The 14,939-nt window shown below is 35.5% G+C and carries 15 protein-coding genes; 7 read left to right on the top strand and 8 right to left on the bottom strand.

Annotation, left to right across the window (positions count from 1 at the left end; translation table 11 throughout):
• Positions 1-30 precede the first annotated feature (30 nt).
• The 5 genes from R1X58_RS05695 to R1X58_RS05675 are packed head-to-tail and all read left to right on the top strand — an operon-like array spanning position 31 to position 4,754.
• Positions 31-1,050, top strand: a complete 1,020-nt coding sequence (locus R1X58_RS05695) for a sugar phosphate nucleotidyltransferase (RefSeq protein WP_240572394.1) — start codon at positions 31-33, stop codon at positions 1,048-1,050.
• A gap of 38 nt (positions 1,051-1,088) precedes the next feature.
• On the top strand, positions 1,089-1,394 hold the full coding sequence (locus R1X58_RS05690; protein ID WP_240572393.1) for an antibiotic biosynthesis monooxygenase family protein: 306 nt from the start codon (positions 1,089-1,091) through the stop codon (positions 1,392-1,394).
• Positions 1,387-2,757, top strand: a complete 1,371-nt coding sequence (locus R1X58_RS05685; RefSeq protein ID WP_240572392.1) for a tetratricopeptide repeat protein — start codon at positions 1,387-1,389, stop codon at positions 2,755-2,757. The genes R1X58_RS05690 and R1X58_RS05685 overlap by 8 nt, the downstream gene beginning before the upstream one ends.
• Positions 2,758-3,525, top strand: a complete 768-nt coding sequence (locus R1X58_RS05680) for a DUF4292 domain-containing protein (protein ID WP_240572391.1) — start codon at positions 2,758-2,760, stop codon at positions 3,523-3,525. It begins immediately after the preceding gene.
• On the top strand, positions 3,525-4,754 hold the full coding sequence (locus R1X58_RS05675) for a murein hydrolase activator EnvC family protein (protein WP_240572390.1): 1,230 nt from the start codon (positions 3,525-3,527) through the stop codon (positions 4,752-4,754). Before R1X58_RS05680 ends, R1X58_RS05675 begins: the two co-directional genes overlap by 1 nt.
• Positions 4,755-4,806: 52 nt before the next feature.
• Here the strand turns inward: R1X58_RS05675 and R1X58_RS05670 are convergent, their stop codons facing one another.
• Together R1X58_RS05670 and R1X58_RS05665 are read right to left on the bottom strand one after the other, a co-directional pair.
• A complete protein-coding gene (locus R1X58_RS05670; protein WP_240572389.1) occupies positions 4,807-5,322 on the bottom strand; it encodes an acyl-CoA thioesterase in 516 nt (171 codons plus the stop codon).
• A 74-nt stretch (positions 5,323-5,396) separates the two neighbouring features.
• Positions 5,397-6,332: an HU domain-containing protein gene (locus R1X58_RS05665; RefSeq protein ID WP_240572388.1), complete on the bottom strand. Its 936-nt coding sequence runs from the start codon at positions 6,330-6,332 to the stop codon at positions 5,397-5,399.
• A gap of 104 nt (positions 6,333-6,436) precedes the next feature.
• Here R1X58_RS05665 and dprA point away from each other — a divergent pair, with 104 nt between their 5' ends.
• A complete protein-coding gene (gene dprA, locus R1X58_RS05660) occupies positions 6,437-7,540 on the top strand; it encodes a DNA-processing protein DprA (protein WP_240572387.1) in 1,104 nt (367 codons plus the stop codon).
• On the opposite strand, the gene R1X58_RS05655 is transcribed toward dprA, so the two are convergent.
• Together R1X58_RS05655 and trpS are read right to left on the bottom strand one after the other, a co-directional pair.
• Positions 7,537-9,078, bottom strand: a complete 1,542-nt coding sequence (locus tag R1X58_RS05655; protein ID WP_240572386.1) for a hypothetical protein — start codon at positions 9,076-9,078, stop codon at positions 7,537-7,539. The two genes, dprA and R1X58_RS05655, sit on opposite strands and share 4 nt — an antisense overlap.
• Positions 9,079-9,101: 23 nt before the next feature.
• The gene (gene trpS, locus R1X58_RS05650) at positions 9,102-10,070 is read right to left on the bottom strand and encodes a tryptophan--tRNA ligase (RefSeq protein WP_240572385.1); all 969 of its coding nucleotides are present in this window, start codon (positions 10,068-10,070) and stop codon (positions 9,102-9,104) included.
• A 211-nt stretch (positions 10,071-10,281) separates the two neighbouring features.
• Here trpS and R1X58_RS05645 point away from each other — a divergent pair, with 211 nt between their 5' ends.
• Positions 10,282-11,016 carry a lysophospholipid acyltransferase family protein gene (locus R1X58_RS05645; protein WP_240572384.1) on the top strand — a complete coding sequence of 245 codons (735 nt, stop codon included), beginning with the start codon at positions 10,282-10,284 and terminating at the stop codon, positions 11,014-11,016.
• Positions 11,017-11,123: 107 nt separating this feature from the next.
• On the opposite strand, the gene R1X58_RS05640 is transcribed toward R1X58_RS05645, so the two are convergent.
• The 4 genes from R1X58_RS05640 to recA form a co-directional block, all read right to left on the bottom strand.
• A complete protein-coding gene (locus R1X58_RS05640; protein WP_240572383.1) occupies positions 11,124-12,533 on the bottom strand; it encodes a hypothetical protein in 1,410 nt (469 codons plus the stop codon).
• 2 nt (positions 12,534-12,535) lie between these two features.
• Complete coding sequence (locus tag R1X58_RS05635; protein WP_240572382.1) at positions 12,536-13,078, bottom strand: RNA polymerase sigma factor; 543 nt, start codon at positions 13,076-13,078, stop codon at positions 12,536-12,538.
• A 31-nt stretch (positions 13,079-13,109) separates the two neighbouring features.
• Positions 13,110-13,520 (bottom strand): hypothetical protein, encoded by a 411-nt coding sequence (locus R1X58_RS05630; RefSeq protein WP_240572381.1) that lies wholly within the window; start codon positions 13,518-13,520, stop codon positions 13,110-13,112.
• A gap of 142 nt (positions 13,521-13,662) precedes the next feature.
• On the bottom strand, positions 13,663-14,676 hold the full coding sequence (gene recA, locus R1X58_RS05625) for a recombinase RecA (protein WP_240572380.1): 1,014 nt from the start codon (positions 14,674-14,676) through the stop codon (positions 13,663-13,665).
• Between the last annotated feature and the right edge of the window lie 263 nt (positions 14,677-14,939).

The following is a 14,939-nucleotide window of genomic DNA, read 5'->3' as shown; positions in this document are numbered from 1 at the left end:
AAAAAGATACCCGTTTTCGCGGGCAGTGATATGAAAATTATAGTACCCATGGCAGGTCGAGGTTCTCGTCTGCGTCCACATAGTTTAACAGTACCTAAACCGTTAATTCCTGTTGCTGGTCAGCCTATTGTTCACCGATTGGTTAAAGACATCGCAAAGGTGTTAAAGCAACCAATTGAAGAAGTGGCTTTTGTATTAGGAGATCCGGCTTGGTTTGGTGACGACGTTGTAGAAAGTTTAGAAGCACTTGCCCAAAGTTTAGGAGCTAAAGCATCTATTTATCGTCAGGATTTACCTTTAGGTACGGGGCACGCCATTATGTGTGCCAAAGAGTCGCTTTCAGGTCCGGCAGTAATTGCCTATGCCGATACGTTAATTCGTGCTGAATTTGATTTGGACCCAACTGCAGATAGTGTTATTTGGACTAAAGAAGTTGAAAATCCAGAGGCTTACGGCGTAGTAAAACTTAATGATAAACAAGAGATTGTTGAGTTGGTTGAGAAACCACAAACCTTTGTGAGTAATCAGGCGGTAATTGGTATTTATTACTTTAAAGATGTAGCTATATTAAAAGATAAATTACAGGAAGTTTTAGATGAAAACGTAACCAATGGTGGTGAGTACCAGATAAACGATGGTATTAAACGCATGATGGCAGACGGCAAAATATTTAAAACAGGAACGGTTGATGAATGGATGGACTGCGGAAACAAAGCCATAACCGTCGAAACCAATGGTAAAATGCTTCAGTTTTTAAAAGCCGATGGCGATGAGCAAATGGTAGCATCATCAGTAAAATTAGAAAATGCAGAAATTATAGAACCGTGTTTTATTGGTGAGAACGTTATCATTACAGATTCTATTATCGGTCCTAATGTATCTATAGGGAACGATTGTATTGTAGATAATTCAATTATTAAAAATAGCTTAATACAAAACCATACAAGCATAAAAAATGCTAATTTAGATGAAGCTATGATAGGTAACCATGTAAAATATAATGGTAACTTTACAAGTGTGAGTATTGGTGATTATGCCGTTTTGGAATAGAACTAAAAGATAATTGTAGCCGGATAAAAATGTATATTGTGTTGTATTCGTTTGAAGTTAAGCAAGATCAGGAAGCTGAATTTATAACAGCCTGGACTAACTTAACCAATTTAATTTACGAGTACGAAGGTAGTTTAGGTTCAAAATTACATAAAGGTGAAGGGCAGTCATTTATTGCTTATGCACAGTGGCCAAGTCAGGAAAAATTTGAACAAGCAGGAGATAATCTGCCTGAAGAAGCAAATAAATATCGTGATACCATGCGAGCCTCTTGTGAAAAAATAGAGGTGTTGCAAAAAATGGAAGTGGTTAAAGATGTATTAAAACAAACCCCCAATGTCTAAATTCATAAAGAACATACGATTCGTTATATGTATCTTCGGAATAGCGATATTACCGCAGGTGCATTACGCCCAGGTCGATTTTAATAAACGACCCGATGACGATTTGGGGAATGTTGAAGATAAATTTCAGGAAAACTTCTATGAAGCTTTAAAGCAAAAGAGCATTGAGAATTACGATCGATCTGTAGAGGCTTTATTGAAGTGTGTTGAATTAGATAATTCAGTGCCGGTGTTGTATTTTGAGCTGGGGAAGAATTACATGCAGCTTAAAAATTTTGGCGCAGCCGAAGATGCTTTTAAAAAAGCAGTAAGTAAAGCACCTGATAACGAATGGTTTTTAGATGAGTTATATGGATATTATATAGTTCAAAATGATTATGATAAAGCCATAAAGACGGTAAAGCAACTGGTTAGATTTCACACCGATTACAAAGAAGATTTAGCCTCGTTGTATGTTAGAAATAAAGACTATAAAGAAGCCCTTAAAATTCTTGATGAACTGGACGCAGAACTTGGTATTTCGGCACGTCGTGATGTGATGCGTAATCAAATTTATAGTGCGACCGGGAAAAAGAACGATCAGATAAAGAATTTAGAAGCTCGTGTTGAAAATAACCCTGATCGCGAAGCAGATTATCTGGCGTTAATCTTCCGCTACAGCGAAAACAACGAAAAGGAAAAAGCTTTTGAAACCGCAAAGGAACTTCTTAAAGTGAATCCGAATTCGCAATTGGTACATCTGGCTTTGTACAAGTTTTATTTAGATGATAATAATGCTGAAAAGGCCATTGAATCCATGAAAATTGTGGTGAAAAGCAGCGAGATAAAACCGGAAGCCAAATTAAAAGTTTTAACCGATTTTGTTCAGTTTGTAGGTGAGCATCCCGAATATGAGGACGACTTGGTTGAAGCTACTGCACTGGTAGGCGATACCAACAATAGTAAAACACTTGCCGAACTGGGGCAGTATTATTTATCTAAAAATGATAAGGCTAAGGCTTTAGAATATTTTGAAGCCTCTTTAAAAATAAATTCAGAAAACTTTAATGTTCTTCGTAATACGTTGTTACTTTATATAGATTTGCAACAGTATGCCAAGGCAGAACAAAAAAGTAGCGAGGTACTTTTAAAATACCCATCACAGCCCTTGTTTTATTTAGTAAATGGTGTGGCTTTAAATGAATTAAACCAGCCTAAAAAGGCGGTTAATAGTTTAGAAATGGGATTAGATTATATTATTGATGACTCTAAAATGGAGCACGATTTTTATAGTCAGTTAAGTAAAGCTTATACCTTGTTAAACAATACCGCTAAGGCAAAAACGTTTAGTGATAAAGCAAAACAATTAGAAACCTCGAATTAAATGAACAAACTTAAATACATCGTCTTAGCCCTGGCCCTGGGTTTGATGTTTAATTGTAAGTCTTCAAAACGTGTTACTGGTAACGATGCCAATTTAAGGCTTTCAACGCGCCAGCTAATTAAAGAAAATGCCAAGCAGGTTGCTAATTTTAAAACCATTCAGTCTAAGCTTAAAATCAATTATCAGGAAGGCGATAAGTCGCAGACGTATTCGGTGAGTTTCCGAGCAGAAAAGGATAAGGCGATTTGGATGAGCGCAGCGTTTTCTGTGGTTAAAGTATTAATAACTCCTGAAAAAGTGAGTTTCTATAATAAGTTGGATAACACTTATTTTGAAGGCGATTTCACCTATTTAAGTAATTTATTAGGAACCGAATTAGATTTCCAAAAAGTTCAGAATTTACTTTACGGTGAGACTATTTACAACCTGTTTGATAGTGACTATACTTCGCAAGTTGATGATAATATGTATGTGGTTCAACCAAAAAATCAGCGCGAACTTTTCGAAATTTTCTTCTTGTTAGATCCTGTGAAATTCAAGGTGCAATCGCAACAAATATCGCAACCAAAAGCATTCAGACACTTACAAATAGATTATTTATCTTATCAGAATATAGGTAAACAATTACTTCCGGAAAACATAAAAGTGATTGCTGTTGAGGCTAATGAAGAGTTAATTGTTAATCTGGAATTTAGAAATGTAAGTCTGAACGAAGATTTAAAATTTCCGTTTAAAATACCATCTGGTTTTAAAGAAATTCAACTTTAATGAGCTACAAAAGGTCTGCATATAAACTGTTTTTTATTCTTGCTTTAACTTTAAGCAGTACACTGGTATGGGCACAAAGCAACAAACAAAAGGAACTGGAAACACGCAGACAGGAGTTACGTCGTGAAATTCAAAAAATCAATCAGCTTCGCGCTGAAAATAAGTCTAAAGAGAAGTCGGAGTTATCGTTAATTGAAGGCTTTAATTATAAAATTAATGTGCTCGACAATTTAATTAAGGTTACCAATCAGCAGGCGAATTATTTAACACGTCAAATTAATACAAATCAGAAAAAAATTACTGATTTACGAGATGAATTAAAGGTGTTGAAGGAAGATTATGCTGCCATGATAGTTAAGTCTTATAAAAGTAAAAATCAGCAAAGTCGCATCATGTTTTTACTGTCTTCAAATAATTTTAAACAGGCGTATAAACGCTTGCAATATATGAAGCAGTATGCCGATCATCAAAAGCAACAGGGAGAAACCATAAAGTTAAAAACGGTAGAACTCCAGGAAACAAACACCAAGTTGTTAGCGCAACAGGAAGAAAAGAAAAAGTTGATTGCGGAGAATAAGGAAGTTCAGCGTTCGCTTGAAGCTGAAAGAAAGCAGCACCACGAGCTTATGAAAATCATAAAGAGTAACTTAAATCTTTATGCCGCTCAAATAAAAAAGAAGCAACAGGAAGCCGATAGAATTGACGCAGAAATAGATCGTATTATTAAAGAAGCTATTGCGAAATCTAACAAAAAAGCGGGTAAGCCTACCACATCATCCAGTTTTGCGCTTACAGCTGAAGAAAAGGTGCTTGCAGCAAGTTTTGTGTCGAATAGAGGTAAGTTGCCATGGCCGGTTGAAAAAGGCTATGTAACGCTTCGTTATGGTTCACAGCCACACCCTTTAGATAAATCGTTAACTATTAAGAGCAACGGTGTGCGTATTGCTACTGAAAAGGGCTCTGAAGTACGAGCTATTTTTAATGGAGAAGTAATCGCTATTGTTACCATGAAAAACGTAAATCCAATTGTTATGGTGAAGCATGGTAATTATATTTCGGCGTATAAAAATTTAGGAAAAGTTTACGTAAAGACAGGTGATAAAGTATCTACAAAACAATCTATAGGTCAGGTATTTACCAATCCAAGTAATGGAGAGAGTATTTTAACCTTTTCAATTTTAAAAGGAACAAGTACTGAAAACCCGGCATCGTGGATTTATAAAATGTAAAATCCCGACTGAAGTCAGGATTTTATAATATATGTTTTAGTTCATAGAAGCATTATTCTTCCATAAAGAAGGCTTTTAACTCAGTAGCTTCACTTGGTTTCATTTTACCTGAAAGTAATAAGCTTAATTGTTTACGACGTAAAGCGGCATCGTAACGCGCTTTTTCTAATTCCGTTTCTGGTAATAATTCAGGAATTCTAACTGGGCGTCCGGTTTCATCTACAGCAACAAACGTGTAAATACCTTCGTTAGCTTTAGTGCGATCTCCCGACTGACGATCTTCAATCCATGCATCGATAAATACTTCCATAGAAGTTGTGAAAGCACGAGAAACTTTAGCTTCTACAGTAACAACACTATCTAATGGAACGGCTTTATTAAATGCCACATGATTAACCGAGGCTGTTACTACAAAACGAGCACTATGGCGTCTGGCAGCAATAGCCGCACAACGATCCATACGCGCCAATAATTCACCTCCAAACAAATTGTTTAAGGGGTTGGTTTCACCGGGTAAAACCAGGTCGGTCATGATTGTTTTCGATTCTTCAGGAGTCTTTCCCTTCATTGCGTTTAGTTTAATTTTGCCGCAAAGGTAAAAGGATTTTAGAAATCAGAAGGAATTAAAAAGTTAAAGAATGCTTAATCTAAGACTCTTACATCTAACCAGGCATCTTTATTATGCTCAGATTTAATAGTTCTTAAAGCTTTTAAAGCTTCAAGTCTGTCTTCATAACTGGCATAAACCACTTCGTGTAAACCAAAACGGTTAACACCAATTTTACGAGCACTAAACCCTAAAGCTTTTAATTCGGCTATTTTAGCATCGCAGTTGTCTTCAACTCTAAAAGCACCCGCAACAATATGGTATTTACCGGTTTGCTTAGTGACTTTTAAGTTAGCTGCCGGAAGCGGATTTAAACTAAAAGTTGCCTGTTGTATTTTGTTGTCTAATTGTTGAGCTGCTTCTTGTTGAGCGATTTGATTGTGTTGCTCAATTTCATTCACATACATGTTTGAAGCTACGTAACCACCAAGTGTTAAGGCTATAACGGCAATAGCAGCATACTTAAAGTAAGGTCTGTTCTTACGTTTTTCAGAACTAATGGTTAATGGAATAACTTTTTCAACGGCTTCAATTTGTTCTTTATAAACCTCACGAGTAACAGATGGTGAAACAAATTGCGATAAACCAAAAGCATCGGTTAAGTAGTTAACCTGATACGATGGTTCGAACATCATTTTGCTTTCACTATTAAAAACAAGTGTTCCAATGTTTTTAAAGTTAAGCGTTTCGCCTTGTGTTAAGTTTGCTTTTAAAACGTTTACACGTTTCGCAATTTTCTTGTTTGCAGCTTCGAAAGAAATCTGCTCTACATCGGCAATATAATGCGCTAATAAGCCGTCATTTTTTTGAATTTGCTCATTAAACGATAAGATTTTCTTTGGCGGAAAAAACGCATTCGAAGTTTCATCTATCGTTGCAGATACGCGTTGTGTTAAAAATGAACCAAATTCAGGAACGGTAACACATTCATATCTATATAGTAAATCGCTTATGTAAGTTTCTAATTGCATATTAACAAAGTTAAAAAATTATGCTTTCGATGAAAATTTACTTCTATATTTTTTTTAAGAGTACGAAAATTCTTTTATTGTAGTTTGAAAATCAGAAGTATACTATGAACGAACATCAGTTGTTGTACACCTTGGCTTTGCAGCATGTACCGAATATTGGCGATATAATTGCCAAACGACTGATTGCGCATTGTGGTAGTGCAGAGGCGGTTTTAAAGGAAAAGCAACAGTATTTACTTAAAATTGATGGTGTTGGTACAGTAACTTTAAAGCATTTGTTTGAAGTTGAACATTTAAAAGCTGCTGAAGAAGAGCTGAAGTTTATAGAGGAGAATCAAATCAAAGTATCCTACTTTGAAGAAGAGGAATATCCAACCAGATTAAAGCATTGTATTGATGCACCTATTTTGTTATTTGAAACGGGTAATATCAATTTGAAACAGCAACGGGTAATTAGCATTGTTGGAACCCGAAAAATAACCACCAACGGTATTGCCTTTTGCGAACAATTGATTGAACAATTAACTGTTTATAATCCGGTAATTGTTTCCGGATTTGCCTACGGCACCGACATTACGGCACATAAGGTGGCTTTAAAACATAATCTGCAAACTATTGGCTGCTTAGCGCACGGTTTAAATCAGATTTATCCTAAAGTTCATAAAAAATATATGGTTGAGGTCGAACAAAACGGTGGGTTTTTCACTGATTTTTGGAGTAGCGATGCCTTCGATAGAAATAACTTTTTAAAGCGGAATCGGATTATTGCCGGATTAAGCGAGGCGACTATTGTTATAGAATCCGCAGAGAAGGGCGGGAGTCTGGTAACCGCGGATATAGCCAATTCCTACAACCGTGATGTTTTTGCCGTACCCGGACGAACAACCGATATACAAAGCGTGGGCTGTAATAATTTAATAAAGAAGCAGCAAGCGCATATGTTATCTACACCTTTAGATGTGCCCTATATACTTAACTGGCAATTGGAAGAAGAAACTAAACCGGTAATTCAAAAGCAATTATTCGTAGAACTAGATGAAACAGAAAAAGTAATATATAATTGTCTGAAAGCTGAAGATAAACAACAGCTAGATATGATTGCAATTAACTGTAATTTACCCATTTTTAAGGTCGCCAGTATTTTATTGAATATGGAGTTAAAAGGTGTTGTGAGACCACTACCCGGAAAGCTTTTCGAACTTATCTAATAATTTATTTTCGCAACCCAAAGTCCTTTAAAATAATCTTCTTGAGAGAGTTTTTCCTTTTCAATGAAAATTGGGTAAGGATTAGAGTTGCTTTGTATATAAACGTAATACCAATTGTTTTCAGGGTTTATATAGTAATTGGGACGATATCCTTTTTCATTTAAAAAAGTTATCCAGTTGGTGGTATGAATTTTATTTTTGAATACGTTAGTCACCAGATAATACCCTTTTTCCAAATTTGGCACAGTCACTGGAGTTGAGGCATTAATCTTTTTATCAATTTCCAATTTTTTAGCTTCCGATATATCAGTCGAATATGTAAGTGTTTCTGGTGTTTCAGAAATTGTGTTTTCACTGATATTAGAGCTAACCGTATCGAACGTATTTATAGGTGTGTTTTCGGTAGAAGCAATAAAATTGTTTTGTTTTGATAGGTAATAATCCGTGCTGATTTCAGTTTCAAAAGCAATAAAAAACGGATAATAACGATCGACTTTTGTTGAAAGTTGAATGGCTGTTTCTGTACTATTAGGTTTTAAAATAGCGTTGTTTTCGTTTGGGACATCTATTTTTACTAAATCGAAACCAAGTGTGTTTGTACTATTCGGATTTCTTGAAATATCCGTTTCAGAATTGATTGTAATACTGCTGTTAAAAAAGTTATTCTCTTCACGGTCGTTACTTTTTAGATTAATAAAGTTATTGGAGTCCGAATCCAAAATGGCGCAGTAATCCGACGTAATACGTCGGTCGCCCTCAAGAGTTGCGATAGATAAACTCGTTTTTATATTACCTTTTGCAGGTGTTTTAAAGTTGTTAAAGTAAATAGTAGCAGGGTCGCTTTCTACTCCAATAAGTCCATTATAAGTAGTAAAGTATTTCGGCGTTTCGGTTTCAGATTTATAAATTACATAAAGCAACCAGCCTCCCGATGAACCGCCTGAAATATACCCTTGGGCAGCCTTTATATTGGCGACCGTGTATGTGCCGTTTACCTGAGAAGTTTCTTGTAGTAATTTGGTAACATCGGCATAGCAAACATAAGGCGTATTGTATTTAAAAATGTCTTGTTCGTAACTATCGAAAATAATCCCTCCCGTTATTGGAAGATAAGTATTTGAAGTCGGTGTTTTTAGTAAAACAGAATTAATGTTTTGGTCCCTATTAGGATCTCCCTGGTAAATGATTTCGTGATTCGATTTTTTCTTTTCTCCAAATTCAAAGGGATAGGTTGCACTCCAATACAAAGCCGCATAGGCTATTTTAGAGTTTTTTTCGAAAAGTAAATCGGCACTACTCGAACTAAACGTTGTACTATCTTGGTCAATATCTATATAGACAAGACTAAAGCTATCGTTAATTTCTGTTGTATCGTGATAGGGATTTTGAGCGTCGACACCCAAAATGGTATTGCCTGTAAGAGCCGAATTTCCTTTTAAGTAAAATTGTTTGTTGGGATGAAACTCCAGCCCAACCTGAGAAAAGATGAGGTTGCCACAAAAAAGGATTGCTATTTTTAGACAGATAAGTTGTTTCATCCATCTAAAAATAGCAATTATATTTAATATCCTACTTTTTTGCGAACCTTATTTAGTACTTTATCAGCAACTTGTTTTGCTTTTTCAGCACCTAAAGCCAAAGCTTTGTCTAGTTCGTTAAGGTTGTTCATGTAATAATTGTAACGTTCGCGTTCTGTGGCAAACTTTTCAACGATTAATTCAAATAACGCTTGTTTAGCATGACCGTAACCGTAATTACCATTTTCGTAGTTGGCTTTCATGGTTGCTATTTGCTCGTCGTTTGCCAATAAATTATACAGAGCGAAACAGTTACAGGTCGACCAGTCTTTTGGTTCTTCCAAAGGTGTGCTATCGGTTTTAATAGCCATAATTTGCTTGCGAAGCTTCTTATCGGTTTCAAAAATATTGATGAAGTTATTGCGAGATTTACTCATTTTTTCTCCATCGGTACCAGGAATAAGCATGGTGTTTTCCTGAATTTTTCCTTCAGGCAACACAAAAACGTCTCCCATTTTAGCATGAAAACGCGACGCCACATCACGCGTCATTTCAATATGTTGTAACTGGTCTTTTCCAACCGGAATAATCTCGGCATCATAAAGTAAAATATCGGCAGCCATTAACATCGGGTATGTAAACAACCCTGAGTTTACATCTTCTAAACGGTCGGCTTTATCTTTAAAACTGTGTGCTAATGTTAAACGTTGGTAAGGGAAAAAGCAGCTTAAATACCATGATAACTCGGTTACCTGAGGAATATCGCTTTGTCTGTAAAAAACCGTTTTTTCAATATCAAGACCAAAGGCAAGCCAGGTTGCAGCTACAGAATAAGTGTTGTAACGTAATTCTTCAGCATCTTTAATTTGCGTTAAAGTGTGCAAATTAGCGATAAATAAAAAGGAATCATTTTCAGGTTGTTCAGCCATTTTAATAGCTGGAATTATTGCTCCTAAAATGTTTCCTAAATGTGGTGTTCCTGTACTTTGTATACCTGTTAATACTCTAGCCATAATTGTTATTTCCGCTATGGCGGAAATGGTTTAAATTAAACGAAAGAGCAAATGTAATTATACTTAGTAACATAAAAAAGCAATTCTGAATCGCCCTTTTAGCTAAACGAAAATATTATCTAATTTTAAATCAAACAGAAAACCTGTTGCCAATTTTTTAAAAATTAACCAGCATTAAATAGAATCAATTTAATAGTCTATTTTTGTTTGTATGAGAGTCTTTAAATATCTGTTCTGGATTTTATACCGCATTTGGTTTTATGTGCTTGTGGCATTGCCTATTGTGTTGTTGTTTCCATTGCTTTTTGTTTCAATTTTAAAGGAAAAATGGTATCCATTCTTTTTTAAACTGGCTCGAATCTGGGCGAAGTTTATATTGATAGGTATGGGCTTTTATTTTAAGATTGAACGAGAAGAAACTCCTGAATATGGCAAAAGTTATATGTTGATAGCGAATCATACGTCCATGGCAGATATTATGCTCATGCTGGTAACGGTGAGTAATCCGTTTGTGTTTGTAGGTAAGAAAGAATTGGCTAATATCCCTCTATTCGGGTTTTTCTATAAGCGTACCTGTATTCTGGTAGATCGCAGTTCGGCAAAAAGCAGACAAGCAGTATTTTTAAGAGCGCAACGTCGTTTAAAATCCGGATTAAGTATTTGTATTTTTCCTGAAGGTGGTGTTCCGAATGAAGACATTCTGCTCGATGAGTTTAAAGATGGTGCTTTTCGTTTGGCTATTAACCATGATATTCCGGTGGTGCCCATAACCTTTGCCGATAATAAGAAGCGCTTTTCGTATACCTTTTTTAGTGGAGGACCAGGTGTTATGCGTGTTAAGATTCACGCCTTTTTACCAACCAATCATTTGAATATAGAGCATACCAAAAGCCTTAATGAAACATCAAGATCTATTATCCTTAATCAGTTGAAAAGTTTCGGGTGAAAAGTTTAATTATTAAAATGTAAAAGGCTGCTCTGGGCACGGAGCAGCCTTTGTATGATATTGATTTAGGGCACATTAAAATCAATATCCAGATTTAACCAAAAAATCTAAAATTTAATCGAGAATCCACTGTAAACTCCTATAAAATAAGGTTTGAAATCTCCGGAGGTATTCTCGAATGTGTTAATCTGGTACTTGAACATAGGTTCTAAGTTCAGGTCTAATTTTTTAGTGACTTTATAATTTAGTCCCAATCCGAAATTGGCACTGTAACTTACATTGTTTATGTTTACTGCCTCGCCAATATAGGTTTTTGAACCATTAACAGGTTGAGAGTAGACTTCATTGTTATTTAAAAATAGTGAGCTAAATCCTCCAATAACGTTTATGCCTAGTTTTTTATTGGTAATGGCATATTCAATTTCTAAAGGCACTTCAATAAACCCAAAAGATTGGTTTAAAGAGGTGTTGAAACTTTTAAAAGTTTCTGGAGCTTTACTGGCTTCGGCAATATTATTTGAACTAATTACCGCAATAGTACTTTCGCTAGCTTTAGAGCCGCCCGTACTAATGTTTTTCATACTGTTGGAACTGCTGCTAAAAGCCGCAGATTCGTAAACGACAACATCATTCGTATTGTAGCCTAAATTAACACGGTTAATCCCTGAGCGAATACTTATTTTATCGTTAAGTGCATAACTGGCATTAATACCATAACTCATATTAACTTCTCCTGTTTTGGAGTTTTTTACAAACTGTTGATCTAATGAAGACCCTTCTCCTAAAGAATTGAAATAAACGGGTGCTACATTTGGTGCAATACTCCAGCGGTTTAATTTACTTTTATTTTCGGTTATGGCTTTGCTGTTTTCTATCGCTTCTTCAATAGTTAAATTGTTTTTTTGTTCTTCTTGAGATTTCGTTTCGGCAATAGTATTTTCTATGTGGGTTTCGCCAATATTTTGAGTGTTATTGGCGATTTGATCCTCTGTTGCTTCAATAGAATTTACAAGAGACTTGTCATTAATTAATGTGTTGGTATTGTCTTCTGAAGTATTTTGAGCAATACTATTGAAAGTTGAAGTGGTATTTGAATCTCCACTTTCTGAACCTTTGTATTTAGTTAATGTAACAGAAGTGTTACTGTTTGTTTGAACAGGATTCTGAATTTCTGATTGTAGATTCTTAGTATTGTCTTCAGAATTTATAAAGTCATTGTTTTCTGAAGTGATAGTACTTTCATTATTATCTGAAGATTCTAAAGTCGAATTAGTATCCACAATTATTGGGACATCAACAGGAGTCGAGCCATCATTGAAAAACTGATTACCTAAGGTTAGTAATAGTAATAATGCTGCCGCCACACCTGCATAGCGCCACCAGATTGGAATGACTCTTTTACTTTTCTTCTGCCCAAGCTGAGATTCAATATTTCTCCATACAGCATCTTTAGGAGTCACTTCAAAGTCTTTAAAGCGTTCCTGAAATAGTCTGTCTATATGTTTTTTATCGCTCATTATTATAATGATTGTAAATTTTGTGATGCCAGATACAATTCTATAGTTTGTTTTAAAATCTGCCTGGCTCGAGCCAGATTGGATTTTGATGTACCTATGTTAATCTCCAGCATGTCTGCTATATCTTTATGCGAATAACCATCAAGAACATAAAGGTTAAAAACCAATCTATACCTGTCTGGCAATTCCTGTATAATTTGTAATAGATAGTCAATAGACACGCGGTCTTCATCAACTTCTACCTCTACATCTTCAATGTTATCGTCATGAGCAATTTCAAAAACTTTTTCTTTTCTATATTGCTGTAAAACGGTGTTTACTGTAATGCGTTTTAACCAACCTTCAAACGATCCTTTGTTTTCGTACTGATCTATTTTTCTGAAGATGGTTAAAAAAGCATCTTGTAAATTATCTTCGGCTTCGGTGTAATTACGCGAGTATTTTAAGCACAAACCAAACAGTTTACCCGAAAAGAGAGTGTACAGTTCGCTTTGTGCTTTAATGTCATTGTTCTTGCACTGTTCTATGAGTTGATTTAAACTCAAATTCGCCGAATTAGTTTATACTTACTTAGTTTTATTCTACTACTGGAACTTCAAAGGTTAAATATATGTCTTCACCATTATCATCTTCCCCCTGCCAAAATTTAAACACATAAGAACCATTGCTTGTCACGATAAAGTTAAAGGTAACATCTTCTTCAAATTCTACCAAAGGTTGACAATTATTATTGTCGTAAACCGTCATGATAGGTGCAACTGTTCTCTGGTTGTTTTCTTTAGCGTAGTATAAGTTTCTGTAAACATAACAAGACGAAGGCTTTTCGTAAGTAACCGTAATAGGGTAGGTTTCTCCCATAACAAACTCCTCCGGAATGTCTACGCTTTTTACAGGTAAAATCTCAAAGTAGTAGTTGTCGTAGTCATCGTCTGTGTTACATGAAACAAAGAGTAATAAACTTAAACTAAATAATAGTAACTTTTTCATAATAAATTAAATAACTTTTCTTTTATGCTTTTTGTTACTAAGATGCAATCCTGTTTAAAAGGTTGCGTATGGAAATAAAAAAATCCCGAATTAATCGGGATTTAAATGCTTTAAAGTTTAATTTGAAATCAAACGTTATTTTTTATTCACCTTCTGAAGCGGCTTTGGCTACAGCTCTCACTTTAACCTCTAGCTCTTCCATAAGTTCAGGGTTGTCTTTTATCAGCGATTTTACGGCATCGCGACCTTGACCAAGTTTCGTGTCTTCGTAGCTAAACCAAGAACCACTTTTCTTAATGATTTCGTTTTCTACTGCGATATCTAAAATCTCACCTACTTTACTTACACCTTCTCCGTACATGATGTCGAATTCAGCAGTTTTAAATGGAGGTGCTACTTTATTTTTAACCACCTTAACACGGGTTTTGTTACCGGCAACACTTCCGTCGGTTTCTTTAATTTGAGTTGAACGACGAATATCTAAACGAACCGATGCGTAGAATTTTAAAGCGTTACCACCAGTAGTGGTTTCCGGGTTACCAAACATAACACCAATTTTTTCACGTAACTGGTTAATGAAAATAACTGTACAGTTTGTTTTGCTGATAGATGCAGTAAGCTTTCTTAATGCCTGAGACATTAAACGGGCGTGTAATCCCATTTTAGAATCACCCATTTCACCTTCAATCTCACTCTTAGGCGTTAATGCCGCAACCGAATCTATTACAACAATATCAATAGCACCTGAGCGGATTAAGTTATCGGCGATTTCCAGAGCCTGCTCACCGTTATCTGGTTGAGAGATGATTAAGTTTTCTAAATCGACACCTAATTTTTCAGCATAAAATCTATCGAAGGCATGCTCGGCATCAATAAAAGCCGCAATTCCACCTGCTTTTTGAGCTTCTGCAATGGCATGTAATGTAAGGGTTGTTTTACCCGAAGATTCTGGTCCGTAAATTTCAATGATTCGTCCGCGAGGATATCCACCAACACCTAAAGCAATATCTAAGCCTAATGAACCCGACGGGATAGCATCAACATCTACAACTGCTTGGTCGCTCATTTTCATTACAGTACCTTTTCCGTAGGCCTTATCTAATTTGTCTAATGTAAGTTTTAGCGCTTTTAATTTCGCTTCTTTTTCGTTGCTCATTTCGTAATCTATTTTTATCTGAAATTGTACGCTAAAATACTATAACTTTTATCATCATACAATTTTATGACGCAACCTTTTTGAACATTTTGCATCTAGTAGTAAACTAGGGAAATTATTGCTATGAAATTTACCAGTGAAACATTTTAAGTAGACTAACTCGAAATGATTTGAAAAGCGCTTCATCTATACCATGAGCGCTTTTTTTATGTGCTTTGGTGTTGTGTTTAAATTGTTTACCTTTGCCGCATTAAAATATAATC

It is taken from the genome of Aestuariibaculum lutulentum (assembly GCF_032926325.1).
In the GTDB taxonomy this organism is placed as follows: Bacteria; Bacteroidota; Bacteroidia; order Flavobacteriales; family Flavobacteriaceae; genus Aestuariibaculum; species Aestuariibaculum lutulentum.
Note: the sequence above shows the minus strand (reverse complement) of the source record. Positions and strands in the feature narration are given on the sequence as shown.